This window comes from Pseudoalteromonas sp. XMcav1-K, assembly GCF_044005875.1.
Taxonomy (GTDB): Bacteria; Pseudomonadota; Gammaproteobacteria; order Enterobacterales; family Alteromonadaceae; genus Pseudoalteromonas; species Pseudoalteromonas spongiae.
This window is the reverse complement of sequence record NZ_JBIPJE010000046.1, coordinates 71,091-95,256: the sequence shown is the minus strand read 5'-3', so window position 1 is coordinate 95,256 and position 24,166 is coordinate 71,091. Positions and strand designations below refer to the sequence as shown.

The 24,166-nt window shown below is 40.9% G+C and carries 24 protein-coding genes; 14 read left to right on the top strand and 10 right to left on the bottom strand.

The window, feature by feature from the left end; all coding sequences use genetic code 11:
* The first annotated feature begins 14 nt into the window (after positions 1-14).
* Entirely contained in the window at positions 15-611 is a 597-nt protein-coding gene (cysC, locus tag ACHSBP_RS15390; RefSeq protein WP_010561470.1) for an adenylyl-sulfate kinase, read from the top strand.
* 1 nt (position 612) lies between these two features.
* On the opposite strand, the gene ACHSBP_RS15385 is transcribed toward cysC, so the two are convergent.
* The gene (locus ACHSBP_RS15385; RefSeq protein ID WP_010561469.1) at positions 613-1,410 is read right to left on the bottom strand and encodes a hypothetical protein; all 798 of its coding nucleotides are present in this window, start codon (positions 1,408-1,410) and stop codon (positions 613-615) included.
* A gap of 82 nt (positions 1,411-1,492) precedes the next feature.
* Between ACHSBP_RS15385 and ACHSBP_RS15380 the strand changes: the two genes are divergently transcribed.
* Complete coding sequence (locus ACHSBP_RS15380) at positions 1,493-2,398, top strand: response regulator (RefSeq protein ID WP_010561468.1); 906 nt, start codon at positions 1,493-1,495, stop codon at positions 2,396-2,398.
* 59 nt (positions 2,399-2,457) lie between these two features.
* On the opposite strand, the gene ACHSBP_RS15375 is transcribed toward ACHSBP_RS15380, so the two are convergent.
* Positions 2,458-2,823: a DUF4870 domain-containing protein gene (locus ACHSBP_RS15375; protein ID WP_010561467.1), complete on the bottom strand. Its 366-nt coding sequence runs from the start codon at positions 2,821-2,823 to the stop codon at positions 2,458-2,460.
* Positions 2,824-3,468: 645 nt separating this feature from the next.
* Here ACHSBP_RS15375 and ACHSBP_RS15370 point away from each other — a divergent pair.
* From ACHSBP_RS15370 to ACHSBP_RS15355, 4 genes are all read left to right on the top strand, one after another.
* A complete protein-coding gene (locus ACHSBP_RS15370; RefSeq protein ID WP_100914362.1) occupies positions 3,469-3,792 on the top strand; it encodes a DUF3718 domain-containing protein in 324 nt (107 codons plus the stop codon).
* 157 nt (positions 3,793-3,949) lie between these two features.
* Entirely contained in the window at positions 3,950-6,100 is a 2,151-nt protein-coding gene (locus ACHSBP_RS15365) for a response regulator (RefSeq protein ID WP_395389521.1), read from the top strand.
* A 137-nt stretch (positions 6,101-6,237) separates the two neighbouring features.
* A complete protein-coding gene (locus ACHSBP_RS15360; protein WP_395389519.1) occupies positions 6,238-7,266 on the top strand; it encodes a metallophosphoesterase in 1,029 nt (342 codons plus the stop codon).
* Between the two features lie 109 nt (positions 7,267-7,375).
* The gene (locus ACHSBP_RS15355) at positions 7,376-9,508 is read left to right on the top strand and encodes a TonB-dependent siderophore receptor (RefSeq protein WP_010561463.1); all 2,133 of its coding nucleotides are present in this window, start codon (positions 7,376-7,378) and stop codon (positions 9,506-9,508) included.
* Between the two features lie 25 nt (positions 9,509-9,533).
* Here ACHSBP_RS15355 and ACHSBP_RS15350 read toward each other — a convergent pair whose 3' ends face one another.
* A complete protein-coding gene (locus ACHSBP_RS15350) occupies positions 9,534-9,887 on the bottom strand; it encodes a PQQ-binding-like beta-propeller repeat protein (protein ID WP_010561462.1) in 354 nt (117 codons plus the stop codon).
* Between the two features lie 149 nt (positions 9,888-10,036).
* Between ACHSBP_RS15350 and ACHSBP_RS15345 the strand changes: the two genes are divergently transcribed.
* The 3 genes from ACHSBP_RS15345 (at position 10,037) to ACHSBP_RS15335 (ending at position 12,193) form a co-directional block, all read left to right on the top strand.
* Positions 10,037-10,954: an SPFH domain-containing protein gene (locus ACHSBP_RS15345; protein ID WP_010561461.1), complete on the top strand. Its 918-nt coding sequence runs from the start codon at positions 10,037-10,039 to the stop codon at positions 10,952-10,954.
* A 65-nt stretch (positions 10,955-11,019) separates the two neighbouring features.
* Positions 11,020-11,475, top strand: a complete 456-nt coding sequence (locus ACHSBP_RS15340; protein WP_010561460.1) for an NfeD family protein — start codon at positions 11,020-11,022, stop codon at positions 11,473-11,475.
* Between the two features lie 31 nt (positions 11,476-11,506).
* Positions 11,507-12,193 (top strand): pseudouridine synthase, encoded by a 687-nt coding sequence (locus ACHSBP_RS15335; RefSeq protein WP_040641425.1) that lies wholly within the window; start codon positions 11,507-11,509, stop codon positions 12,191-12,193.
* On the opposite strand, the gene ACHSBP_RS15330 is transcribed toward ACHSBP_RS15335, so the two are convergent.
* The gene (locus tag ACHSBP_RS15330) at positions 12,183-12,353 is read right to left on the bottom strand and encodes a hypothetical protein (RefSeq protein WP_157813518.1); all 171 of its coding nucleotides are present in this window, start codon (positions 12,351-12,353) and stop codon (positions 12,183-12,185) included. The two genes, ACHSBP_RS15335 and ACHSBP_RS15330, sit on opposite strands and share 11 nt — an antisense overlap.
* 365 nt (positions 12,354-12,718) lie before the next feature.
* On the opposite strand from ACHSBP_RS15330, the gene ACHSBP_RS15325 reads away from it, so the two are divergent.
* A complete protein-coding gene (locus ACHSBP_RS15325) occupies positions 12,719-13,594 on the top strand; it encodes a DMT family transporter (RefSeq protein ID WP_010561458.1) in 876 nt (291 codons plus the stop codon).
* A 28-nt stretch (positions 13,595-13,622) separates the two neighbouring features.
* On the opposite strand, the gene ACHSBP_RS15320 is transcribed toward ACHSBP_RS15325, so the two are convergent.
* From ACHSBP_RS15320 to ACHSBP_RS15310, 3 genes are read right to left on the bottom strand one after another with little or no spacing between them, the layout of a single operon-like run.
* Positions 13,623-14,675, bottom strand: coding sequence for an efflux RND transporter periplasmic adaptor subunit (locus ACHSBP_RS15320; protein ID WP_010561457.1), 1,053 nt, complete (start codon positions 14,673-14,675; stop codon positions 13,623-13,625).
* Between the two features lie 3 nt (positions 14,676-14,678).
* Positions 14,679-17,978, bottom strand: coding sequence for an efflux RND transporter permease subunit (locus ACHSBP_RS15315; RefSeq protein ID WP_010561456.1), 3,300 nt, complete (start codon positions 17,976-17,978; stop codon positions 14,679-14,681).
* A 13-nt stretch (positions 17,979-17,991) separates the two neighbouring features.
* On the bottom strand, positions 17,992-18,297 hold the full coding sequence (locus ACHSBP_RS15310) for a metalloregulator ArsR/SmtB family transcription factor (RefSeq protein WP_010561455.1): 306 nt from the start codon (positions 18,295-18,297) through the stop codon (positions 17,992-17,994).
* Positions 18,298-18,431: 134 nt separating this feature from the next.
* Here ACHSBP_RS15310 and ACHSBP_RS15305 point away from each other — a divergent pair, with 134 nt between their 5' ends.
* Both ACHSBP_RS15305 and ACHSBP_RS15300 read left to right on the top strand, forming a co-directional pair.
* Positions 18,432-18,620: a DUF2892 domain-containing protein gene (locus ACHSBP_RS15305; RefSeq protein ID WP_010561454.1), complete on the top strand. Its 189-nt coding sequence runs from the start codon at positions 18,432-18,434 to the stop codon at positions 18,618-18,620.
* Between the two features lie 2 nt (positions 18,621-18,622).
* The gene (locus tag ACHSBP_RS15300; RefSeq protein WP_010561453.1) at positions 18,623-18,970 is read left to right on the top strand and encodes a rhodanese-like domain-containing protein; all 348 of its coding nucleotides are present in this window, start codon (positions 18,623-18,625) and stop codon (positions 18,968-18,970) included.
* A gap of 58 nt (positions 18,971-19,028) precedes the next feature.
* Here ACHSBP_RS15300 and ACHSBP_RS15295 read toward each other — a convergent pair whose 3' ends face one another.
* On the bottom strand, positions 19,029-19,670 hold the full coding sequence (locus tag ACHSBP_RS15295; RefSeq protein ID WP_010561452.1) for an OmpA family protein: 642 nt from the start codon (positions 19,668-19,670) through the stop codon (positions 19,029-19,031).
* Between the two features lie 73 nt (positions 19,671-19,743).
* Entirely contained in the window at positions 19,744-20,517 is a 774-nt protein-coding gene (locus ACHSBP_RS15290) for an ABC transporter substrate-binding protein (RefSeq protein WP_010561451.1), read from the bottom strand.
* 385 nt (positions 20,518-20,902) lie between these two features.
* On the opposite strand from ACHSBP_RS15290, the gene ACHSBP_RS15285 reads away from it, so the two are divergent.
* Positions 20,903-22,042, top strand: coding sequence for a sensor histidine kinase (locus ACHSBP_RS15285; RefSeq protein WP_010561450.1), 1,140 nt, complete (start codon positions 20,903-20,905; stop codon positions 22,040-22,042).
* The gene (locus ACHSBP_RS15280; protein ID WP_010561449.1) at positions 22,035-22,976 is read left to right on the top strand and encodes a histidine kinase; all 942 of its coding nucleotides are present in this window, start codon (positions 22,035-22,037) and stop codon (positions 22,974-22,976) included. The genes ACHSBP_RS15285 and ACHSBP_RS15280 overlap by 8 nt, the downstream gene beginning before the upstream one ends.
* Here ACHSBP_RS15280 and ACHSBP_RS15275 read toward each other — a convergent pair.
* Positions 22,966-24,156 (bottom strand): mechanosensitive ion channel family protein, encoded by a 1,191-nt coding sequence (locus ACHSBP_RS15275; protein WP_010561448.1) that lies wholly within the window; start codon positions 24,154-24,156, stop codon positions 22,966-22,968. The genes ACHSBP_RS15280 and ACHSBP_RS15275 overlap by 11 nt on opposite strands.
* Positions 24,157-24,166 lie beyond the last annotated feature (10 nt).

The window sequence follows — 24,166 nt, the reverse complement described above, 5'->3', positions numbered from 1 at the left end:
TTGTAGAACCCATTATGAGTGACGAAAATATCGTTTGGCACAACTACCATGTTGAAAAATCAGCTCGCGTAGCGCAAAAAGGCCATAAGCCATGCATTTTATGGTTCACAGGTCTTTCAGGCTCAGGCAAAAGCACCGTTGCTAACGCCCTTGAAACGGCACTTCATGAAATGGGAGTACACACATATTTGCTCGATGGCGACAATGTGCGTCATGGTCTTTGTGGTGATTTAGGATTTAGCGATGAAGATCGCCAAGAAAACATTCGCCGCGTGGGTGAAGTTGCTAAGTTAATGGTCGATGCAGGGCTTGTAGTACTGAGTGCGTTTATCTCACCATTTCAGGCCGAACGCAAAATGGTACGTGAGCTAGTAGATGACGGTGAGTTTATTGAAGTATTCCTAGATACCCCGTTAGCAGTGTGTGAAACGCGTGATCCGAAAGGTCTATACAAAAAAGCGCGTGCAGGTGAGATTAAAAACTTCACCGGTATCGATTCAACCTATGAAGCATCACAATCACCTGAAATATCACTGGATACAGGCGCAAATACAGTTGCTGATTCAGTTAACCAAATCATTGCTGCTTTGAAGCAACGCCAAATCATCTAAGTTACTTTTTCTCGACTTGTTGTAGCAAGTCGAGAAACTTCTTCTCTACAAAGTCTTTTTCTTTTACTAGATGTGTTAATCGCTCTTCTGCTTGCAGTAATTTTTGCTGTAATTTTTTCGCTTCACCTGCATCAGTATTATCCGCACCTTGCGCCATTAATTGCTGAATAACTTGATCTTGCTCGGCCATTTGCTTTTTGTATTGCTGTAGCGCTCTTTTTAAATTGTTGTTTTCGTCACTACTAGAAGTTGTGGAGGCGTTTGATGTTAATTGCACATATTCTCGTTCTAACTGTTCAAACTGCTCGCTAATTTTTTTGTTTTCCTTGGTTAAACGCTCAACTGTGTCGTATTGAGAGTAAAGTTTTTCACGGGTAATTCTGAGTTTTTTCACACTGGAGTCTAAATCACCTTTCAGCTTATGAATTAATTTATGGGCTTTTTTTAAACGCGCATTCAAATCATCCATAGACGCCTTTTCTTCTTTGCTTATATGATCAGACGTGGAAGCTTTGATATTGGCAAGTTGACTCTCAAGCCCTTGTTGCACTCGAATTAACGCATCGAGTGTATCACGGTTTTCTGCGCTGTAATTAAGCGCCATCTCGATTGAATCTTGATATTCTGCGATCAATTTATCGTCAATATGCGAGCCATTGCCACCCGCTTGATAGGCGAATTTTCTAAACTCTCGAAGGATCAACCATAAAATAACAAACCAACCCAAAAGAATAAGCAAACCTAGGTCGAGTGCTAATATTTCCAAAACTTTGAATGAGGTTAAACCTGGGATATTCATAACTTCTCCAGTAAGACAGTGAGTTAAGTATAGTCTTGATTATTTTTTGCGACTATACTGAATAAATTATCTACAACTACAGATGTTAATTTTGAGAATACTTGTTGTAGACGATAGCAAAGCGACCCTTGAAATTGTAAGACGCTCGCTTGAAGGTTTTGGTTATCGTCACCTTTCAATAAAAAAAACAAATAATCCGATTGATGCCCTTTCCATCATTGGGCAGTGGCAACCTCATATTTTACTGACTGATTGGAATATGCCCGAGCTCAGCGGAATTGCTTTAATTAAGGCGATTCGTAAAAAGCAGCTAAAAACGCAAATCGGTATGATCACTACCATCGACGATGCAAAGCAACTCGAACAAGCGCAAAAGGCGGGGGCTGACTTTGTACTCAGCAAACCATTTGATGACCAGGAGCTTTACGAAAAACTATTGCCTTTGGTGCAAGGCGCGGAGCAAAGCGAAATTATACTCGACGAGATAGAAGAGCTCTCAGAGGGATTGGCACTGCCTAATCTAGCTCAACTCGAAAAAAGCTTAGTAAAGCTCACCTCAAACGAGCTAACAATTAACACTATCAAAGCACAAGTATTTGATGAATCTAAGCTGCCCTGTATTATGGCGGTGTTTGAAGACTGTGAAACACAAAAAATACGTTCCGTGACATTACTCGATATTTATGCCGCGTGTACCTTGGCAAAAAGCAACCCAAACGTAACAAATGGACATATTCAACGCGTTATTAAAACCAAACGCCCAAGTAAGTATGTGATGGAAACCAGTCAACAGATACTGCAAAAGGTCGCTGTGGCATTTCTTGATCACCAAAGCCGAAAAAGTTTACGCTTAAAAAATACTAACTTTATCGACCAATCCTTTCCCAAATTAGAAAATCTCTACAAGACGCCCGCTAATAGGCGGCTTGATATCTCGATACAAATTCCCCCTTTGGCTCAGGGGCGAGTCACTATCATAGGCTTCTAAACCGCTAGAAAAACAAAAAGGGCGCCGTAAGGCGCCCTTCTACATATCGAATCAGCGGATTAGAACATCCAAGATGTTGGATTCTCGATTGGCTCGTTTTTGTCCAGCGCTTTAAGCCCTTTAACACAACGTACAATTAGCCAAACAAGGTAAAATAGAATGATTGCGAAACCGATTACAACAACAGAAAGAATTGTTCCAATCACAACATACAATAAACCAATCCAGAACGTACGGATTTGATACTGATAATGTGTTTGTAGCCATTCTGGTGCATCTTTTTTATTAACATATGCCATGATCACGCCGATCAAACCTGTAATACCTAAAATAATGCTCGCTAGGTAAAGTACATAGTTAATCTTAGCGCCATTTTTTGCCGACGCATCTTGCTTTTCGTTAGTTTCAACTACCTGGTCAGTCACCTTTTATCTCCTTATGATGAACTTATTTGTTGCCAGAATGCTTAATTTACAAGCATCTGAAATTATTGCAATAAGAGAATCACTGGGCGGAGCTGTTAAGATAAAAAACTATCTGAAAAACAGTAAACTATAAATATACTGCTTACTTGTATTGATATACAGACCGACTCATAATTTAGATTTATTGCAACAACTAAAAACAACACAACAACCTGCCTCAGTCTTAACTTAAATCAAGCTTGCCTTGTAAGTGCTCACATCAGAAAAATTTATTTATCAAATCAACAGCGCGTATTAACCCAAATGGTCTTTTTTATGCTTGTTCTCGCTATACATGTGTAACAAATTGTTTGTTATGACTCAGCACTAAAAAATTAACCTTTTTGCTCCTTTTTACATTTTTAACTAAATAACCTAAGACAGTCGGATTGATTTAAATGGCGAACGGAATTTAATTGCAAAATAAGCAATAATATTAATGTGAATACCTGTGTTTTACTATGCAACTTGTTAATCGAACACTTTTTAAACAGAAAATTCCTACATACTTGGTTACAGCGCATCATAATTTTCAAACACTCTTATGAAAATTTTAAGTTACCTTTTCAGTGCACTTTACCCAACGCCACATTAAAGGACACGAAAATGAAAACACTATTAATTACAGCAGGAATCGCACTACTCTCATTAACTAGCGCACCATCTTCAGCACATAACAAGCAAGTAGTTACAACAGACTCTTCTGCAGACTCAAGCCTTTGCGCTGCAATTATTAAAGATAAACCAGTGGTTATTACAAAACGCTTAAAGCAAGCGAGATTACGTAAACATCAAGCTAAAGAGGTGCTATTTTGTAATGGTCTTTCGCTTTCTGAATTTGCACAAAAGCACAATTCATACAAAGCAATTGCGCACTTAAGACTTGAGCCAAGCCAAGAACAACTTGCAAACAACAATATTGTAAAATAAATGTTAAAAAGCTTCTTGCTTTTGTAAAGCAACATAACTAATCTTAGTTATGACATCCCAATCCAATAACTAAAAGGCGAGCAATTAATGTTTGCCTTTTGCTTTTTTAGCCACCGTTAAGATAGCATAGCTAAATACAGCTTACAGAAGTCTTGATATGCTTGATTTAAATACCCTTTACATTGTTAGTGGCGTTGTTCTATTACTCTCGTGGTTTATTAGTTTTCAAGTTTGGCGAGAAAATAAAAGCGTCGATGGGGCGTTTACTAATCTGCTTTTACCGAGCTTAATGTTACTGGCTCTGTTTAGTTACTCTCTTTATTTATATCGCGTTATCGATATTAAAGCGGGTATTGCAAGTTTAATCATTCTTAGTTGCTCGATATTAAGTATTCATTGCCTACAGCGTTTTTTTGCGATTAACAGTATCGCGATAAAACTATTTAACCTGGTGACTGTCTGCTGCATCATCATGTTTTCTTGGTATACCTATGGCGAATCAAATGCACACAATCGGTTACTAATATTTAACCTTCAGCGGTTTCTTGAAGGCGTTATGATCCTTTGGATTATGTTCACAATGGATACGTCAAATCACCGCTTCTCTAAACATATCTATTTATGCCACGCGCTTATTTTCATAACCGTATACCCAATTCGTACTTACTATCTTATGCCGCTAGGCACACCCGAATTATTTAAACATGAATGGTTTGCGATAGGTGCTATGGTTACGGGCATTGTCAGCCCATTACTTTACGCACTAGGTATGGCCTATTTATGCAGTGAACGAAAAGCTCTTCACTTTTCAGTCCTAAAAGATAAAGCCCAGCAAGATGCGGAGCTACGTGGTTTATTCTTAAGTACCATGAGCCATGAAATAAGAACCCCACTTAACGGCATTATGGGTAGTGCTCAATTAATTTTAAACCAATCACCTAGCGCCAAAGTGAAACCTTATTGCGAAGCAATCATCAATTCATCAGAATCACTCAACTTACTAATTGGCAAAGTACTTGATTACGCACGTTTAGAACAAAATGCTGAAACAGGAACAGAGGAAGACATAGAGCTAACACCTTGGTTAGAAAATTTATGTTTATTATATCGCCCTCTCGCCCAACAAAAACGCATAGATTTCAAACTCAACAATAACTTACCGAAAAAAGCGTGCTATTACTTTGACCAACAAAGCGTGCGCCAAGTACTGATTAATTTACTCGGTAACGCGATTAAATTTACCGACACAGGCCAAGTTACACTGTCGGTTGAAGTTCTTTCTAAAGCGCCTCTAGAGCATATAGTAAGATTTACCGTAACAGATTCAGGCCCAGGCATTGCAGCATCAGAAATTGAACAATTAAAAGAACCTTATGTACAAAGTGATGCTGGAAAAATCAAAGGTGGAACTGGCTTAGGATTAGCAATAAGTGAGCGATTACTTAATAAAATGCAGAGCGAGCTCAATATTGAAAGTGCACTCGATTTAGGTAGCCGTTTTAGTTTTGATATTCGCTTTAGTCTTGGTGAGCTAAGCCTTGTTGAACAAACCAAAGAAAAAGCCGATACACTAACTGGGTTATCTGTATTACTAGTTGAAGATCTTCCGTTAAATCAAAAGCTCGCAATTGAGTTTATGGCGATGGATCAACACCAAGTCACACTGGCAAGTTCCGGCGAAGAAGCAATTCAAATACTACAACAACAAGCATTTGACCTAGTGTTACTCGATATGAATTTACCTGATTTCTCAGGTCAGGAGGTTGTAAAGAAACTAAACGACATTGACCATATCAATTCTCACACGCCAATTTTAGCGTTTACCGCTAGCTTAAGCCCGGACGAGGTAAAAGAGTATTTAACGCTCGGCATCAAAGATATTGTCGGCAAGCCAATTAAACTCGAAAAGCTGCGCCAAGCCATTTTTAACTCGCAACAACAGTCTTTTTCGCAAACCAGCCAGAATGTCGAAGACATATTATTTGATGCAAGCGCAGCACAAAGCCTGAGTGCATCTTTTGCACAAGAAGAGTTTAACGCCATTTACGATGAATTTATTATGTCGCTACGCGACAAACTGGCACGCTGCGAAACCGGTTTTGAAAAGCAAACTGATGAAACAATTCGCACCTTACATCGCTTAGCAAGTACAGCATTGCAACTAGGCTTTAACCGTTTCGGATTGGCACTAAAACAAAGTGAACGAGACTTACTAAATAACAAGTTAGTATTTGATAACGAGTATCTAAAACAGCTTTGGCAACAAAGCCTAACAAGTTATTTAAAATATGCACGTGAGCAACTATAAACAGTAAAATCATTTAAGTTCAAAGAGTTAAAATTACTTAAATATAAAATAGATATAAAAACGAGCAATAAAGAGTTGCGTGTTCGTCACGGCTTCGCCACGCTAGGCATCGACTAATAACCATATAAGAAAATGTTATGACTCAATCTTGGTTTGCTGTTTCTGCACTTATCAGCATCGCCTTTTCAGGCGCACTCAGTGCGTCCACGCTATACAACGATGGCCCTTATCTGTTTTATAACAATAATAAAGTTGAACGCATTGATATCGTTGCCAATAAAAAAACGGTGTCAGAGTACAATGGCCCACTCACAATAACGCCAATCTTCAACGCAAATCACATCGACAACTTTCAGGGCGTCGAAAAGATTGCGGCAATCAGTGATATCCATGGGCAGTTTGATATTTTCAAAACCTTATTAGTGAATAACAAGGTTATCGATCAATCTCTAAATTGGTCTTTCGGTAAAGGGCATTTGGTGATTACCGGTGATATTTTTGACCGTGGCGACACAGTTACTGAAGCACTGTGGTTAGTTTATAAATTAGAACAACAGGCATTAGCGGCGGGCGGAAAGCTTCATTACCTGCTAGGTAATCACGAATACATGGTACTACGTGATGATCAACGATATTTGCACCCGAAATATGTGCATTCAGTATCGCACTTTAATAACGACTTACGTCAGCAATACAGTAACAACAGCGTATTAGGCCGCTGGCTGCGCAGCAAGTCGACGATCATTAATATCAATGGTTTTATTTTTCTACACGGCGGCATTCACCAAGACTTCTTAGACCTTAAACTGAGCTTAGAGCAAGCTAATAGTGAGTTTCGTAAAACTATTGGTTTAGGCAAAAAAGCGTTAAAAGAAAACCCAACGTGGCTAACACTACATGGCAGTAACGGCCCTATTTGGTACCGCGGCTACTTTAGAGATGACACGCTCAACGCTACACAAGTCGATGCCGTTTTATCACAACTTAATGCTAAAAAGGTTATTGTAGGTCATACCTCAATGCCAACCATTGAAACACGCTTTGACAGCAAAATCATCGCGATTGATAGCTCAATCAAGCGAGGAGAAAAAGGCGAAATATTACTTTGGCAAAATGGCGAATTCAAACGTGGTTTAATGTCGGGCGAGCAAAAGCCATTGCAATAAGCTTGCGCGAATCTATAAATATGGCAAGATGTTAAGTCATCCCAAGCCTTAAGGCTTTTTATTTGAGTTCAGGTATTTACAAACATACTCAAGTGTTAAGAGTGGCAAAATGAATTTAGCGAACACCAACAAAACAAAAAAATGGCTCACACTATCCAGCACTTTGTTGCTAGCGCTAAATTCATCATTTTTAACAGCCAGTGAGGACAATGACTTATTTAGCCTCTCATTAGAACAACTGCTCAATGTCGAGGTCTCTTCTGCGTCTCTAACAAAAGAGACACTGAGTGAGGCGCCTGTTCCGGTCACCGTAATTACCGCAAATATGATTTCGCAATCAGGTGCTCGCAACATTAAAGATTTGCTCGTCACCTATGTACCAAACATCACCCATGTTGAAGATCAAAATGAACCTAACATTGCAGCTCGCGGGGTATTTACGTCTTCACAACAAAAAATATTATTCTTGATTGATGGCCACAGGCTAAACAGCCGAAGCTACTCAATGGCATCACCCGACTACGCCATTAGCCTCGACAAAATAAAACAAATAGAAGTGCTAAGAGGGCCGTCGAGTTCAATTTATGGCAATGTGGCACTCACAGCCACCGTTAATATCATTTTAAAATCAGCTACAGAGCTCGAAAACTCCAAACTAGCTGTAACTGTCGGGAATCAAGGGCATAAACAAGCCAGTGTAACCTATGATAAACAAGGTGATAGCTGGGATTTACTGGCATGGGCACAAGTGTTTTCTGCAGAAGGTGAAACACACGCAATCTCCCCACAAGACAATTACTCACCCAACCCGATTGTTGATGCAGAAGCGAACCTAGGAGCTTATCAAGACATCAATACATATGATATTGGCGCTAAACTTAACTACCAAGATTGGCGCATTTTCGCCAACACTAGACGCTCACATTATGTTGAACCCTTTACAACGGGCGGCCTTAGTGGCGAAGGTTATGTGTATGACAAAATCCGTAAATACCAAGGTACGGGACCAGGCTTTAGTTACACCGCATCACACTTCAATGTAAATCACAGCGATACTTTATTTGATTGGCAGTGGCATCAAGAGCTTTATTTTGATCAAAATGAAGTAGATACGGTTGTGGTAACACAGCCAACAACCAATAATGCCCTTCGCGTTTATTGGCAGGAACGCTCTTCAGGGCTACTAACTCACCTCAGTAAACGTATTGGTAAATGGGATTATTTGGTCGGTTTACAGCTAGATCATATGAAAGTAACCGATTCTGATTTCAAAGCATCGCTAAATGGTGAAGATTACCTTCCGGCTGATCAGCAAACACCACTGTTAAAAGAAAGCAGCGAATCGATTTATTCAGTATTTGCACAAGTTAAATACAGATTGTCAGAACGTTGGCTGGCAAACGCAGGTGCAAGGTACGATCAAAAAAATCGGATTGGCAGCGATAATATTGACGATTTTAGCCCACGTTTGGCGATTATTTACCAAGGGGAAAACGGCTATAATTTTAAAGCGTCTTATGCCACTTCGTTTGTCGACGCAACCTATTGGAACCGCTTTAGTACATTAAGCTCATTTCGTGGCGCGCAAACACTTAAACCCGAAAAGCTCGCCTCATTACAACTAACACCTAGCATAAAGCTACCTGAACATCAGTTTTATGGCGCCGTTAATGTATTTTACAATCAGCTCGATGACTTTATCTTTCGCGATAATTACGCTGGTGCAAATGAGCCTAATTATTCTAATGCCGGTGACTTAACCACTTGGGGTGTAGAGTTAGAATCTCGTATTACCAAGCGTAATATTACATGGCATGCCACTTTGGGTTATCAAGCGGTTATTGACTCTGAACGCTTTGCCACGAGCGGTGATGATATTAATAATGTACCTAGCATCACGGCAAACTTAGTTACCAGCTGGCCAATTTTTGAAGATGCAAATGCAAGCCTCACTGTGCGCTACATTGGTGAGCAAACATCACCCATTCATATTATTTCGAATGGCCAAGAAATTAGCGATCCTTATCCAAATCAAGGTGCTAATTTTAATGCGCCTAATTATAAAGTCGATGACGTTATATTACTCAACGCAGCCCTTGATTATCAGTTAAGTAACAGCTTAAACCTAGCATTAACTGCGCATAACTTACTGGATGCCGAGTATCAGCAAGGGGGCACAACATTACACCCATACCCACAGGCAGGACGCAATGTTCGGGCAACATTGAGTTATGAGTTTTAGCTCACCAAAATTTAGATGATAGCCATTAGCCACCATCAGATACACTGCCCGACGCCGCAATAGCTGCTGTTGTCGCTGCCGTGGTTGCTGCAATAGCTGCATTACCCGCAACCGTTCCGCTTACAGACGCTGCGTGATTACCGACATCGATAATACATGTGCCGTAACCCAAGCCTTTTAGCGAATTAGTCCATATCTGTTCGCCTGTAGCTTTATCTAAACAAAATAAATGGCCAGAGGAAGATGCGTACACCTTGGTATTATCGCTACTTACTACAGTGATTACTCCTGATTTTAACTTTTTACGCCAAAGCTCACTGCCATCGTCTTTATTAATTGCAACAACATTTCCATTAATACCCAAAATAAGATAATTCATAAACCCTCCTTTTAGTGTCAATACCAGCTTGCGCGATTTCATTGAAAAAGCAAAGACCATTCAACACTGCCATTCCCCACTCATCATTAAATCTGTTATTTCATGTTAAAAAACGTTAGATTGAAGCCTGTTAAACAGGAGATGCAATTATGGAACAGTTTGATATTACGATAATAATTGGCTTAGCCGTCGTATTTATTATTTTAGCCCTAGGGGTAAAAATGGTGCCGCAAGGCTACACCTATACGGTAGAGCGTTTTGGTAAATACACCCGAACTTTACCGCCAGGCCTACAGTTAATTATCCCATTGGTAGATACCATTGGCCGTAAACAAAATATGATGGAACAAGTACTTGATGTACCACCACAAGTAGTCATTTCATCAGACAACGCACAAGTTACTACCGATGCAGTATGTTTCTATCAAGTACTTGACCCAGTTAAAGCATCGTATGAAGTAAATGACTTAGAACGCGCTATGCGTAACCTAGTAATGACCAACATCCGTGCAGTACTTGGTTCGATGGAGCTTGATGAAATGCTTTCGAACCGCGATCGGATTAATGGTTCACTGCTGGTAAAGGTAGATGAAGCAACCGATCCTTGGGGTGTAAAAGTAACCCGAATCGAAATCAAAGATATAGCACCACCAATGGACTTAGTGGATGCCATGGCTCGTCAGATGAAAGCCGAACGTGAAAAGCGTGCCAATATTTTAGAAGCTGAAGGTGAGCGTGAAGCAGCAATTAAGGTTGCCGAAGGTCAAAAACAAGCTGAAATTTTAAAAGCCGAAGGTCAATTAGAAGCAGCTAAACGCGAAGCTGAAGCACGTGAACGTTTAGCGGCAGCAGAAGCCGAAGCAACTCGCTTAGTGTCTGATTCAATTCAAAATGGTGACTCGCGTGCAATTAATTATTTCATCGCACAAAAGTACATGGAATCACTAGGTAAATTAGCCGAATCAGATAACAACAAGGTAATGATGATCCCACTAGAAGCAAGCAATATGCTCGGCTCGATTGCTGGTGTTGCTGAAATTGCAAAAGAAGCGTTTGGCAAGAAATAAACATTACAAACATGTATACTTAACAACAGCACAGCTTGCCGCTGTGCTGTGTTTTAGGAGCAGTTATGATTTCGGAACTATTAAATAATTTAGAACCATGGCACTGGTTATCACTCGGCTTATTGCTGCTTGGTGCCGAAGCATTAGGTGCATCTGGTTTTTTACTCGGTACGGCCATTGCTGCTTTTTTGCTTGCGATTATTAACGCGTTATTTGCAGAACTAAGCTGGCAAACACAAATTGTTTTGTTTGCACTGTCTGCGCTTGGCTTTTCTATCGCATACTGGAAATACTTTAAAGAATTTAACAACCGTTCTGACCACGGCCCACTGAATCAACGCGCAGCCAGCCTGATAGGCCGCGAACTGGTAGTTGAGCACGACTTAAGCGGTGGACATGGCCGTATTCAAATAGGCGATACGTTTTGGAAAGTGACATTTGAAGGTCAGATAAATAAAGGCAGCCGTATCAAGGTTGTCGATGCTGATAGCATGTGCCTGCAAATTACTACAATTAACTAAACTAACCTGCACTCGGGATAAATTACATTTCGTGAACAAAATACGATTGGCAAAATTTATTGCCGATGCTGGCGTGTGTTCAAGACGCCAAGCTTCTCGCTTAATTGACGATAAATGCGTGCTCGTCAATGGTCGCCCAGCAAATCATATTGACCATGTTGATGCCAGTGATGTTATTGAGGTCAACGGTCAGCAGATTAAACCGGTTACAACAAAGTCCTATTACGCGATCTATAAGCCGATTGGCGTTGACTGCAAGCTTATTGAGAGCGATCCCACTAGCCTAGTGCATTTACTGCCAAAACAAATCAGGCTGTTTCCAATCGGACGCTTAGATAAAGATTCTCACGGCTTATTACTGCTTACAAATGACGGAGAGCTGTGCCAACAACTCAATCATCCTGACTTTGATAAAGAAAAAGAGTATATCGTCACCACGAGTAAACCTATTACCGATGAGTTTTGTCAGCAAATGATGAGTGGCGTGCCTGTAAAAGGCGTTATTACCCGCCGCTGTGAAGTTGAGCAAATCAGCGAAACGCAATTTCGTATTATATTAACGCAAGGGCTAAACCGTCAGATCCGCCGCATGACAAAATATTGTGGTAATTATGTGATTGATTTAAAGAGAGTAAGAATAGCAAGTTTATCTCTTGCCGAGCTTAATCTTACACCCGGCAAGTACTGTGAAATAGCAAAAGCCCAAATTACTTCCTGAATCGAACATACATATAAAGACTTGCTATCAAACCACCCGGTAGTAACGCTTTTTCCATACCATTCATCGCTAGATAAGCCATAGTGCCAATAAAAAATACTGTCGTTACAATTACGTCTAAGTATTCCCAAGAAAGCTCTAAAAATTTATTGGTATTCATAACAATTCCTTGCTGTTGTGCTAAACCAAATCAGGGGTTGATTCAAACATTAATAAAAAAGAGTAAGCTTTATATAAGCTGGGTGTAGCTTAGATTTTTTGACCGAAAAAACTTTGATCTAGAATAAAAAAATAGACGAGCTAAGAAAAAATAAGCCGCAAAACTTGCGGCAAATCAACAATAGCATTGTGTGGAAAATATGTAGCAATGAGCGAGCTACAAAACAGAGTATAAAACAGTTATAAAAACCTGCCTGCGACATAATGTCGCACTTTTAATGAATTTTTTTCACATCCATGGCAATTCACCGACCTAGCCTAGCAATACCTGTTAATATGCTATTTTGTTGATTAAGGTACTTATTAATGCTTTGGGTCTTCTTTACTGTGTTAGCAGCATTTATGCAAACGTTTCGCAATGGCCTGCAAAGTAAGTTAAGTAAAGATGTCAGCACGCTCGGTGTAACCTCAGCGCGTTTTTTATTTGCCACTCCGATAGCGCTTACCTACCTTGTTTTGCTCTATCAATTTGAGCCAATCGCCTACCCCGAGTTTAACCGTCAGTTCATAAGTTATGTTGCCATTGCTGCAGGCATGCAAATCCTTGCGACAGCACTTATGGTGGTTTTATTTAAACAACAAAATTTCGCAATTGGTGCTGGGCTGGCAAAAAGTGAGGCGCTTGTTGCCGCTATTTTAGGTGCATTATTTTTTGGTAGTGCACTTACACCGCTCGGTTGGTTTGGCGTGTTGATTGGCGCTTTGGCAGTATTTGTTTTAAGTGGATTAAAGTTCAATCAAGGCTTTCAATTAAAAACCGTGCTGATTGGTTTGGGCTGCGGCAGCGCATTTGCTTTAACCTCTCTTTCAGTACGTGAAGCCAGTATTGCCCTTGATTTACCATTCCCACACAGTGCTGCATGGGTATTACTCTGGGTATTAACACTGCAAAGTATCATTTTAATTGCGCACATTGCGATAAAAGAAAGGCATACATTTAGCAAATTAAAACAGCACTTGCCCACCACATTCGCCATTAGTGTAACGAGTTGTATTGGTTCAATCGGCTGGTTTAGTGCAATGAGTTTACAGTACGTCGCGTATGTTAAAACGCTGGGGCAAATAGAAGTACTGTTTACTATTTTACTTGCGATATTTTGGCTAAAACAAAAACCAAGCAAAAATGAGTTGCTCGGTTTAATACTCATTGCACTCGCTGCTATTTTAGTAATGTGGCAATAGCAAGTTAGAGGGCAGCTAAATCAATAAGCTAAATAACCAATTTTTCGCCAGCAGATAAACCCGAGATAATAATCACCAGATTATTATCAAGCTGCTGACCTAAACGCACAAATCGCTCGCTTACTTGATTGTTTTCCAATACCGACACTTTTGATAACTGACCAAATTGCTGAATATATCGCTTATCAATTGCGATAACATCGCGTGTGGCCTTATCAATACCCACCTTGGCATACATCCCAGGCATCAAACCCGAACCATCAAGATTATCACCCGCTAAATCGAGTTTAACTTCAAAGCTGCGAGCTGCGCTGTCAGCAAGCGGCACAATTTCACTGATCCGCGCAGTTCTTACTTGCTGCAATGCCGATAGTTCCACTTGCAACGCTTGACCTAAGGCTAGGGTTACCGCTTGGCTTTCAGGAATATAACTACTAATTTGAATACTGCTCGGATTGTAAAGCGCTACAACGGCTTGCCCCGGATTCACTAAATCCCCCGGTTCAACCATACGATCAACCACTTTACCTGCTATCGGTGCTATGATCTTGCTGTAAGCTAGCGTTACATTAGCTTGATCACGCTGCTGCTCGTAACTTAGTTTGGTTGCTCGTAATTGATCAAATGTAGACTGCACAGAATCCAGATCATTAACAGAGATCAACCCCTGCTCACGAAGCGCCTTATTACGTTTTAGTTGTAAAGACGCTTGCGTTAACTGAGCCGAAACGGCTTCAACCTGCGCTTCAATTTGACGCACTTGCGCTTTGAGATCTTGGTTGTCTAACTCAGCAATCACATCACCTGCTTGCACCATATCGCCAGCACGAACATTTACTGAGGTCACATTTGCTAAAATACGACTCGCTACTTGTGTGTTTTGCTTTGCAATAAGGTTGGCTGGCAACCAAAGCCTATCGGTATAAGCGTAGGGTTCAATAGTGATAGTTTGCACATTTTGTAATTGAGGCGATGCTGTACTCGGCGCAATTTTGTCGCTGAAACCACCCGCCATCATAATGATCATTGCCACTAACGCGAGAATCGCAACAACCGGAATTAATAACGTTTTTTTTGTCATGATTTATTGCTCCTGAGCGTCTTGCGCACTGTTTTTTGTGTCGTCGAAAACCAGATAGTAAACGGCGGGCACAATGATCAAACTGAATAAGGTAGAGGAAATAATGCCAAAGATAATCGCGAGCGCTAAACCACTAAATACGGGGTCAAGAATAATCACTAAATTACCAAGTAATGTGGTACCAGCGGTGAGCAATACTGGGCGCATGCGCACACTGCCTGCCATTAATAGCGCTTCTTTTATCGCAGCACCTTGTGCACGTGCAGCACTTATAAATTCAACCAAAATAAGTGAATTGCGAACCACAATACCGGCCAACGCTATCATGCCAATCATCGCAGTTGCGGTAAACAAAACAGGTTCAGGGCTCGCTGCAATCTCTCGCTCACCAAACTGATTCATTAACCAAAAGCCCGGCATAATACCAATTACAGTCAGCGGAATAGCCGACATAATAATACCCGACAACGCATAAGAACCGGTTTGTAAGCGTAAAATAAAGAAGATCCCCGTGAGCGCAAAAGCAAACGCGATACCCATATCTCTAAATACGCGCGCGGTTATTCTTAGCTCGCCTTCACCACTCCACGTAAGCCAGGTGCCTTGTGGAATTGACCATAACTCACCACCACCGTTATTAAGATAATGACGTTCTTGCCAAGCAACATGGCTTGTTTGCTGATCGTTAAGTTGTTCACGTTGATCAGCATTAATATCTGCGACTACTTCCGCAGGCGCGCGGCCATTTAACTCGGCGGTGACATAAATCACTGACTGTAAGTCTTTACGATAAATAGGCTGAGTAACGTTCAACGTTTGGTACTGGCCTAATTCACTTAAGGCAACTAATGGTTGCGGCGCAGCTTCTAAACCAAGCCCTAAATCGGTTTGCGCAATGCCCTCTCGGCCACGAATATACAGACCATCAAGCTCACTAGCTTGGTTGCGCGTTTGATAAGGTATGCGTAATTTTATTGCCAGCGGCTCAGCTTCATATTGATTGGCGATACTGCCAGCCTCTACGCCGAATCCTGCAATCATTAATGTGCGTTTAATATCTTCCGTTGCGATACCAGAAAGTGCGGCTTTTTCTTTATCTACCACAAAACGATTAATCTGTTGCTTTGCCTGCATTGTGGTATCAACCTCCACTACATGTGGCTCACTTGCCAAACGCACCGCGATATTGCGTGCCGCTAATTGTTGCTGTTCGAGTGCAACAAATGGGTCACGGTATACCTCGGCAACTAACGTTGATAACACCGGTGGGCCAGGTGGTACTTCAACAACTTTTACATTCACGCCATCTTTATTAAATGGCGCAAGTAATTCTCGTAAGCGTAAGACGACACCATGAGATTGATGTTCTCGTTCACTTTTATCTACCAGCAATACGCGTATTTCCGCGAGATTTTCTCTCGTACGCATATAGTATTGGCGAACCATGCCGTTGAAGTCGATTGCACTGGGCTCACCGACATAAACGGCAACCGCTTTAACTTCCGCAACACGCTTAACTTGTTGGGCAATTTCGCCAGAGAGCGCTGCACTTTGCTCTAGACTGGCTGACTCAGGTAAGTCGATAAGTATTTGCACTTCATTTTTATTATCGAAAGGCAACAATTTGAGCGGCACAGTGCGAAAAACAGGTAGTAATGCACTGGCAATGAAAAGCCCCAGCGTTAGCCATAACGCTGTTTTAGCACGCGATTTCGACGCTAGAATTGGCGTTAAAATTTTATGGTATAGGTCGCCACTATTACTGCTTTCTTGTTGTTTAGTAGAATCTTTAAGTAATTTACTTGCTAACCAAGGAGTGACGAATAACGCAACCAAAGTAGACACAATCACACTAACTGGCACATTAAACGCCATCGGTGCCATATAAGGCCCCATCATGCCGGTAATAAAGGCCATTGGCACAAACGCCAAAACAATGGTTACGGTAGACATAATTAGAGCTGGGCGAATTTCGCTCATAGCGGCCACTATCTGACTCGTTTTACCGTCGCCTTTTAGCATAAAACGTTTAATGTTATCGATGCCGGTAATTGGGTCATCTACCAGTAAACCCAGTGATAAAATCAGCGCAAATAAGGTGACTCGGTTAATGGTGTAACCAAAGGCCATGTCCAAAATAAGTGTTAAGCCATAACAAATCGGCACAGCTAAACCAACAACAATGGCAGGTCGCCAACCTAAAAAGACACCGATAAATACCACCACGGTAAATACTGCGAATGCTAATGACGAAACAAGGTTATTAACTTTTTCATTTGCCGTTTCGCCATAGTTTCTCAGTACTGCAACATTGACATGTTTGGGTATCAGCTGCCCTTTTAACGCATTAATACTTTCTAGTACTTTGTTGGCAAGGTTAACAGCATTGCTGCCTGCTTGTTTCGCAATACTAATCGTCACCATAGGGTGATCGGCTGAATTGGCACTTGCCTCGCTATACCACTGATAACTTGTTGCTTCGCTTGGTCCATCTTGAATTGTTGCAACATCCGATAAATACACGGGCTTACCATTTATTACGTTAACTACTAAATGATTTAATTCATCGCTTTGTCTAAATACATCACCCACCTCAAGCACTACAGATTCACTATTCGATACCTGCACACCAACCGCTGCTAATTGGTTTGACACATTAATCGCGTTATAAACATCCATTACGGTTGTATTAAATGCAGCAAGATTAGTGGTATTTAAGTAAACTTGCATGCTGCGCTGGCGACCACCAATAACCTTTACTTCAGAGGTATCGTCTATCGCTTGTAAGTGAGTTGAAACTTCTTGTGCAATGCGGCGTAATTCATAATCATCATAAAGTTGCGGCTGCTCACTCCATAAGCCGAGCATCATAATAGCTACATCATCAACTTCAATTGGCTTTACTTGCCAATTCGCCACTATATTCGGCATAGAATTTTGATTGGCATACAATTTATTGTAAGTGTTTAAAATCGCTTTTTCGCGGTCTTCGCCTACATAAAAGCGTAACGTAACGGTTGTTCCACCGGTTTGTGTTACTGAGTAAACATGTTCAACACCTGGCACTTGCGCCAACAGTTTTTCAAGGGGAATAGTTACTTGTCGTTCCACTTGATTGGCATTGATATTTGGCACCGATACCAGAATATCCAACATAGGTACCACTATCTGTGGTTCTTCTTCTCGCGCGGTGAATTTAAGCGCTAACACGCCACTTAACAAAGCGAAAATAAAAATCACCAGTGGAACACGCCCTTGCAGTGAACTTGCTACTAAACGATCAATCGGGTGTGATGTACTCATGACACCGTCCTTGCTATTCAGGCTGACAAAACATATCGTAAAGCGCGCTTAACATGGCGCTCACTCGCGGATCGACGATACGATAATAAATAGTCTGCGCTTCACGACGCGTCTCTACTAAGCCCGAGTTACGTAAACTCGCTAAATGCTGTGACAATGCAGATTGCGCCAATGGTACAGCTTGGTTCAACTCGCTAACACTTAGCTCACCTTGATTTAATGTACACAAGATCATTAAACGATTTTTGTTTGCCATCAATTTTAAAAACTGCTCGGCTTCTGCTGCATTTTCAAGCATTTTGTCCATATCTAAATTCATAGGCGTCAATTCTTTATTCTCAAATTTGAGCAAAGTATAAGCTGTTATATTAGAAAAGTCTAATATTAAAATTTACTAATTTAGGTTTTTCTAATATATTTAAATGCAACTCCACTTTTAAGTAGGTTATTCGAATGAAAGTAAATGATGCACTACGATTAATTGCCGGTGTGATGCTGATAGTGTCACTGTTACTAACGCACTTTGTGCACCCCAACTGGATCTTTTTCACGCTATTTATCGCTGTTAATTTATTACAGTCAGCGTTTACTAAGTGGTGCCCAATGATGACGATACTTCGTAAATTTGGCTTGGAGGATTGACCGTGCTGAAAACTATTCCAGATCTTATTAAACTTGCATCTGAACATGTAGTAAAAATGGATGCTGCACAAGCAAAAAGTGAAATTGCCAAGAACAATGGCTTACTTATTGATGTGCGTGAACCCGCTGAGCACGCAATTAAAAATGCAGTAGGTGCTATTAATATTCCCCGTGGCGTGCTCGAAATGAAGTTGGTTGAAATTGAAAAAGACGCAGAACGCCCAATTTACTTGCATTGTGCAACGGGCGGACGTGCTACTTTAGCGGCAGAACAACTGCAACGTATTGGTTATAACAAGGTAACAGTGATCAGCTGCAAAGCTGAAAATGTATGTGATACCTTTTGCTAAAGCACAAAAAAGGCTTCCGATTGGAAGCCTTAATTTAGCTGATAAGGTACGGCTTTAATTACGCTTGGTTAGGTACAATTTGTACTTCAACACGGCGGTTTTTGGCTTTACCAGAAGCGGTTTCATTGCTCGCAACTGGACGCATTTCACCGTAGCCAACAACAGATAAACGCGCTTGCATAATTGACTGGTTAACTAAGTATTGCTGCACACTGCGTGCTCGACGCTCTGATAACGTTTGGTTATAGCTTTCGCTACCGCTGCTATCAGTATGCCCTTCAATGCTCAAAAACGTTTTATCATAATGGCTCAATACATTCGCAATTGAGTTTAAGGTGTCGTGAAATTGCGGCGTAATGGTTGATTGATTGCTCGCAAAAGTGATATTTGATGGCATCACTAAGCGTAAGTTATCGCCTTCCCTGACTACTTCAACACCTGAACCTGAAAGCTGCTCACGCATTTCTGCTTCTTGACGATCCATGTAATCACCAATCGCGGCACCTGCAATAGCACCTACAGCAGCACCAATCACCGCGCGTTTATTTTTGTGGTTAGAGGTAGATTTACCGATTACTGCACCAGTTACAGCACCTATCATCGCACCTTTTTCCGCATTGGTTGTAGCACAACCTGACGCTGCAACAGCCGCAGCCAAAATAGAAACACTCAGTAATTTACGTGACGAGAAGTAAGTCATTGTCTCTCTCTTTATCTTTGGAGTTTTATAAAAATGTAGTGTGGTATGTCTGAATAAACGCTGAATTGCGAAGTTATTTCACATCAACTGGTGGTAAGTCATACAGATCAACGATTTGTGACAACTCTCCACTTTTTGCTAATTCCTGTAGGGCAACTTGCACTTGCTCGATCAACTTCTGCTTTTCTGAACGCTTTGAAGCCACTGCGTAACCGAGAATCGGCTCATCATGGCGGTAGGTTAGTTTTTTAAGCCTGTGTGAAGGCTGGTTTAAGACACTCAACGAATGGTCAGCGGTTTGCTCAACAGCAATAACCACATCTAAACGACCTTTCAAAAGTAAATCCATCGCTACTTTTTCACTTTGCACCGCGATTTTCATTAACTTTTGGTCATTGTCAAAACGAGCAAAATGCGCAGCACCGCGCACAATACCAATACGCTTTCCGTAAAGGTCACCAAATGTATTAACCACTGTTTTGCTTTCGGTTTGTGCATAAAATACAAATGGTGAGTTCAATACCATGTAGGCCGGTTCAAGAAATGCCATATCACGTTGACGTTCTAGCGTTTTGATAAACGCCCCACCAATATCGGCTTGGCCTGATTTAATTAACTGAACACAGCGCGAAATAGGACATGGAATAAGCTGTAAAGATACATTAAGCTGCTTAGAAATGCGCATCATAATGTCGATTAATAAACCTCGGGGGCGGGTTTCACCTTGGGTGTAACTGTATGGAGGTGCATGGTCAACAGCAACCACCAAACGACTGCTAGCAGAGCTTGGCGCTGCCATTAGAAGCGAAACAAAGATGATAAAAGGTGCTACGTATTTTATTTTCACAATTCTGCCTTAACTACAGAGTGGCAAAAAATCCTTGTTCTGCGGTTGCATACCTAGAGTCTATTGTAATTTAAGCAATTATATTGCGCTACACACTGCCCAATAAAACCAAATAAAACAACAAATTTTAATAGACCTTCGTGATTCTAGCCAAAAAGCCACCCCAAAAAAACCCTAGGCTACAATATTTAAACAAATGTAAATACTTATTAATCTATCAGTAGTACAACGGTATAGCTGTATTTGGCGCGGATTAAAACAAAACTTAGCGCTCAGTTCAGCAACTATTATTAATTATGGCATAGCCCTATAAGCAATCAATTATTGCCATTTATTTTAAAAAGCTATATTTTGCAAACAGTTTTTCCCTCACATTAGGTGACACTTGCATTGGCTGACAAAACATAAAGTAGTTATAGGTATAAACTTACTGCTGTTTTCACTTATTCTTCTTGTCAGTTTTATCTGGGAGTTTGGCCCATTGCGTGTTGAGGGTGTTGATTCTGAACGCCTTACTCACTACACCATACACATTATTTTGCTACCACTGCTGATTATCTATCTGCCACTAAAACTTATTAGGCAAAGATCAAACAGTGGCAAAAAAGCCTATTTTGCGGGTTTAATTTTATGCGTATTAGCAGGTCTTGCCAGCGCGACTTACACGCATACAGCTTCTGTGCCTGGTAGCTTTTTATTTAAAATAGAAGGTGGCACAAAGCAAGTAACCGACCCCGATTATGATCATACGGGCGAAAATAACTCTTATATGACCTTCACTATTAGCACCAGTATTAAGGGGTACGACAAACCACTTGCTCCGGCATATTTTTACGTTGAAGCGTTTCTACACAGCATTTTTTACTGCTTTTACATGCTGTGTTATCTGCAAGCTTACGGCATTATGCATAAGCACAAATTAAAAGAAAAACTAAAGCAGCAACAACTCGATGTGCTGCAATATCAACTTAACCCACACTTTTTATTTAATTCATTAAATAGCATTCGCGGGATGCTGTACGAGGACGTTAGCGAAGCTAAAAAGCTGTTACTAGAGTTCCGCCAGCTGTTTAAGCACCATTTCGATAATAAACAACACTGTATTGCTCTTAAACAAGAGCTGTTGCTTTGTCGCCATTACTTAAAGCTTGAAAAAGTGCGCTTTGAAGAGCGCCTCAATGTCGACTTAAAGGTGCCTAGCGAATGTGAAATTATGCTTGTGCCAAGTATGAGTATATTTACCTTGATCGAAAATGCGATTAAACATGGCATCGGGCAAATTCCTTCAGGCGGTACCATCGCCATTTCGGTTGCCAAGCAAGATAAAAAACTGTCAATCACCGTAAGTAATCCAATTAATAAAACCGCACGTCAAGCTGATGGCACTCGCACTGGGTTAGCTAATCTTGAAGCGCGCTTAGCATTACTTTATCGTGATAATTTCACAATTAATTCAGAACGCAGTGATGACCAGTTCAGCGTTGAATTACAGATCCCGTTGAAAAAGGACAAGGCAGGTGAATAAGTCGTACGATTATTACGTTGCACAAGGCATTATCACGGTATTAATCTTGTTTTTCCCGTTAGTTGCAGTGACTTTTTTTGCGCCAGAAAAACTATTTAAATATGCTCACGAATGGTTGCTGTATACCCTTTTATTGGTATCTGTTTGGCACTTTGTTACCCGCAGCTTTATCAAGCGCATGCTGCAGAAGCAGCGGTTTTATCGTGCGTTAGTGGTATTGAGTGCAGTAATTATTACGGTCGCTATTTTATATTTGCCAAGCACTTTGCTTAGTTATATTTGGTATATCGAGGCCAGTGACAGACAGCAGTTAGTAAAATTACTCACCAAATTTAACCTATTTTTAAGCCTTGTTTGGACTATTGGTTATGTCAGTGCACAGGCCATTCGAGAAAAAGCCAGTATCGAAAAACGCATTAAAAGCCATTCACTTAAAATGCTATCGCAGCAAGTTCAACCCGCATTTCTCTATCAATGTTTAGACAACATAGAAGCGTTAATGGATAAAGATGCCGATAAGGCAAGCGAGTCTATTACCGATTTAGCTGAGCTGCTGCGTTACAAACTACAAGCCGGAAAACAAGATCTAGTTGAATTACAACAAGAGCTAAGTGCATTATCATATATGCAACGGCTAGCGAATGCAGGCGATTTAACGGTAAAGGTCGCGCCAGAATTAGCACAGCAATCGGTCACTGTGCCGCCATTGTTAGTCTACAACTTGCTGTATATGCTAAATTTGAAAGTATCTCAACCGCTGCACGTAAACGTTACATTTGAACAGCAAAATTGTGTTGTGAGCGTTACAGGCTTTAGTTATCAACCACGCCTTATTATTTCGCGAATTAAAAGCCACTACATTGAATTTTTTGCCAGCCAACAAGCGAGCATTCAATATCACAATAAGGTATTAAGCCTGATTATTAGCCTGTAAGCTGGCCTGTAACGTGCTGATAAGGGCGTAAACCAAACATGTTTAAACTTGCTAGCAAGTGATCCATAATATCGGCTTGTAAGTGCTCATATGGGATCCAGCGCTTATCTGCACTAAAACAATAAAGCTCTACCGGTAAACCTTCTGCGCTCGGCGCAAGCTCGCGTACCATTAAAGTTAAATTATGATTAAGCGCCTCATGCTGGCGCAAATACTCTTCTGCATAAGCGCGGAATAACTTCACATTACTCTGTGCTTTTGCGTTATCTAACTCTTCATTGCTGAGCACTTGGGTGATAAATTCATTACTTTTCAGGGTTTCTAAGAAGTCACTATCGATAAGACGAATACTATTAAGGTCAAGGTGAATTGCACGCTTAATGCGTCTGCCGCCAGACTCTTGCATGCCGCGCCAGTTTTTAAATGACTGAGAAATAAGAGCATAGGTTGGCACAGTAGTAATGGTTTTATCCCAGTTACGTACTTTAACCGTATTTAACCCTAACTCTTCAATTTCACCGTCAGCTCCGTATTGGTCAAACTGGATCCAATCGCCATCTTTTACTAGTCGGTTTGCGGCAATTTGAATGCTCGCAACAAACCCCAAAATAGTATCTTTAAATACCAATAATAGCACCGCCGCTAGCGCACCAAAGCCCGATAGAATATAAGCCGGAGATTCGTCAATTAACACACTAATGATGAGAATAGACGTTACGATAAAGGTAATAAGCTTAGCTACTTGGATAATGCCCAAGATTGGCACTTCTTTCGCAAAACTCAGCTGATTATATGCAGCCCCTGCAATGCTAATAACCGAGCTAAAAATAAAGCCACTGTAGATAATGGCAATAATTTGGCCAATTGAGCGGTAAAACACCTCGCCTTCATCACCAGGTAAGTAAAAATAACGAAAGCCAGATACAAACACCACACTACATATAAACCCCGCTAGGCGCCTATTAAGTTTGCTAAATAGCGGCTTAAGTTGACCTAATCGATGTGGCGAAATATAAACGGTTAGTTTTTCAAAGCCCGGTAATACCAAGCAGCGTGCAACATAATAAATAATGACTAGCAGCAATACGCCAGAGCAAATAGAAAGCACTTGTGGCAGCCAATCTAAATGTGGAAATGCCTCTTTAACCCAAAGGGATATTAGCTTTTCTACCTTGCTCATATAAATCCTT

Coding starts and splice junctions, on each gene's coding strand:
- ACHSBP_RS15360 (WP_395389519.1), top strand. CDS start 6,238: ATGACTCAATCTTGGTTTGCTGTTTCTGCACTTATCAGCATCGCCTTT.
- ACHSBP_RS15305 (WP_010561454.1), top strand. CDS start 18,432: ATGAAAGTAAATGATGCACTACGATTAATTGCCGGTGTGATGCTGATA.
- ACHSBP_RS15320 (WP_010561457.1), bottom strand. CDS start 14,675: ATGACAAAAAAAACGTTATTAATTCCGGTTGTTGCGATTCTCGCGTTA.
- ACHSBP_RS15275 (WP_010561448.1), bottom strand. CDS start 24,156: ATGAGCAAGGTAGAAAAGCTAATATCCCTTTGGGTTAAAGAGGCATTT.
- ACHSBP_RS15340 (WP_010561460.1), top strand. CDS start 11,020: ATGATTTCGGAACTATTAAATAATTTAGAACCATGGCACTGGTTATCA.
- cysC (WP_010561470.1), top strand. CDS start 15: ATGAGTGACGAAAATATCGTTTGGCACAACTACCATGTTGAAAAATCA.
- ACHSBP_RS15355 (WP_010561463.1), top strand. CDS start 7,376: ATGAATTTAGCGAACACCAACAAAACAAAAAAATGGCTCACACTATCC.
- ACHSBP_RS15345 (WP_010561461.1), top strand. CDS start 10,037: ATGGAACAGTTTGATATTACGATAATAATTGGCTTAGCCGTCGTATTT.
- ACHSBP_RS15315 (WP_010561456.1), bottom strand. CDS start 17,978: ATGAGTACATCACACCCGATTGATCGTTTAGTAGCAAGTTCACTGCAA.
- ACHSBP_RS15325 (WP_010561458.1), top strand. CDS start 12,719: ATGCTTTGGGTCTTCTTTACTGTGTTAGCAGCATTTATGCAAACGTTT.
- ACHSBP_RS15365 (WP_395389521.1), top strand. CDS start 3,950: ATGCTTGATTTAAATACCCTTTACATTGTTAGTGGCGTTGTTCTATTA.
- ACHSBP_RS15350 (WP_010561462.1), bottom strand. CDS start 9,887: ATGAATTATCTTATTTTGGGTATTAATGGAAATGTTGTTGCAATTAAT.
- ACHSBP_RS15330 (WP_157813518.1), bottom strand. CDS start 12,353: ATGAATACCAATAAATTTTTAGAGCTTTCTTGGGAATACTTAGACGTA.
- ACHSBP_RS15385 (WP_010561469.1), bottom strand. CDS start 1,410: ATGAATATCCCAGGTTTAACCTCATTCAAAGTTTTGGAAATATTAGCA.
- ACHSBP_RS15380 (WP_010561468.1), top strand. CDS start 1,493: ATGTTAATTTTGAGAATACTTGTTGTAGACGATAGCAAAGCGACCCTT.
- ACHSBP_RS15310 (WP_010561455.1), bottom strand. CDS start 18,297: ATGAATTTAGATATGGACAAAATGCTTGAAAATGCAGCAGAAGCCGAG.
- ACHSBP_RS15370 (WP_100914362.1), top strand. CDS start 3,469: ATGAAAACACTATTAATTACAGCAGGAATCGCACTACTCTCATTAACT.
- ACHSBP_RS15295 (WP_010561452.1), bottom strand. CDS start 19,670: ATGACTTACTTCTCGTCACGTAAATTACTGAGTGTTTCTATTTTGGCT.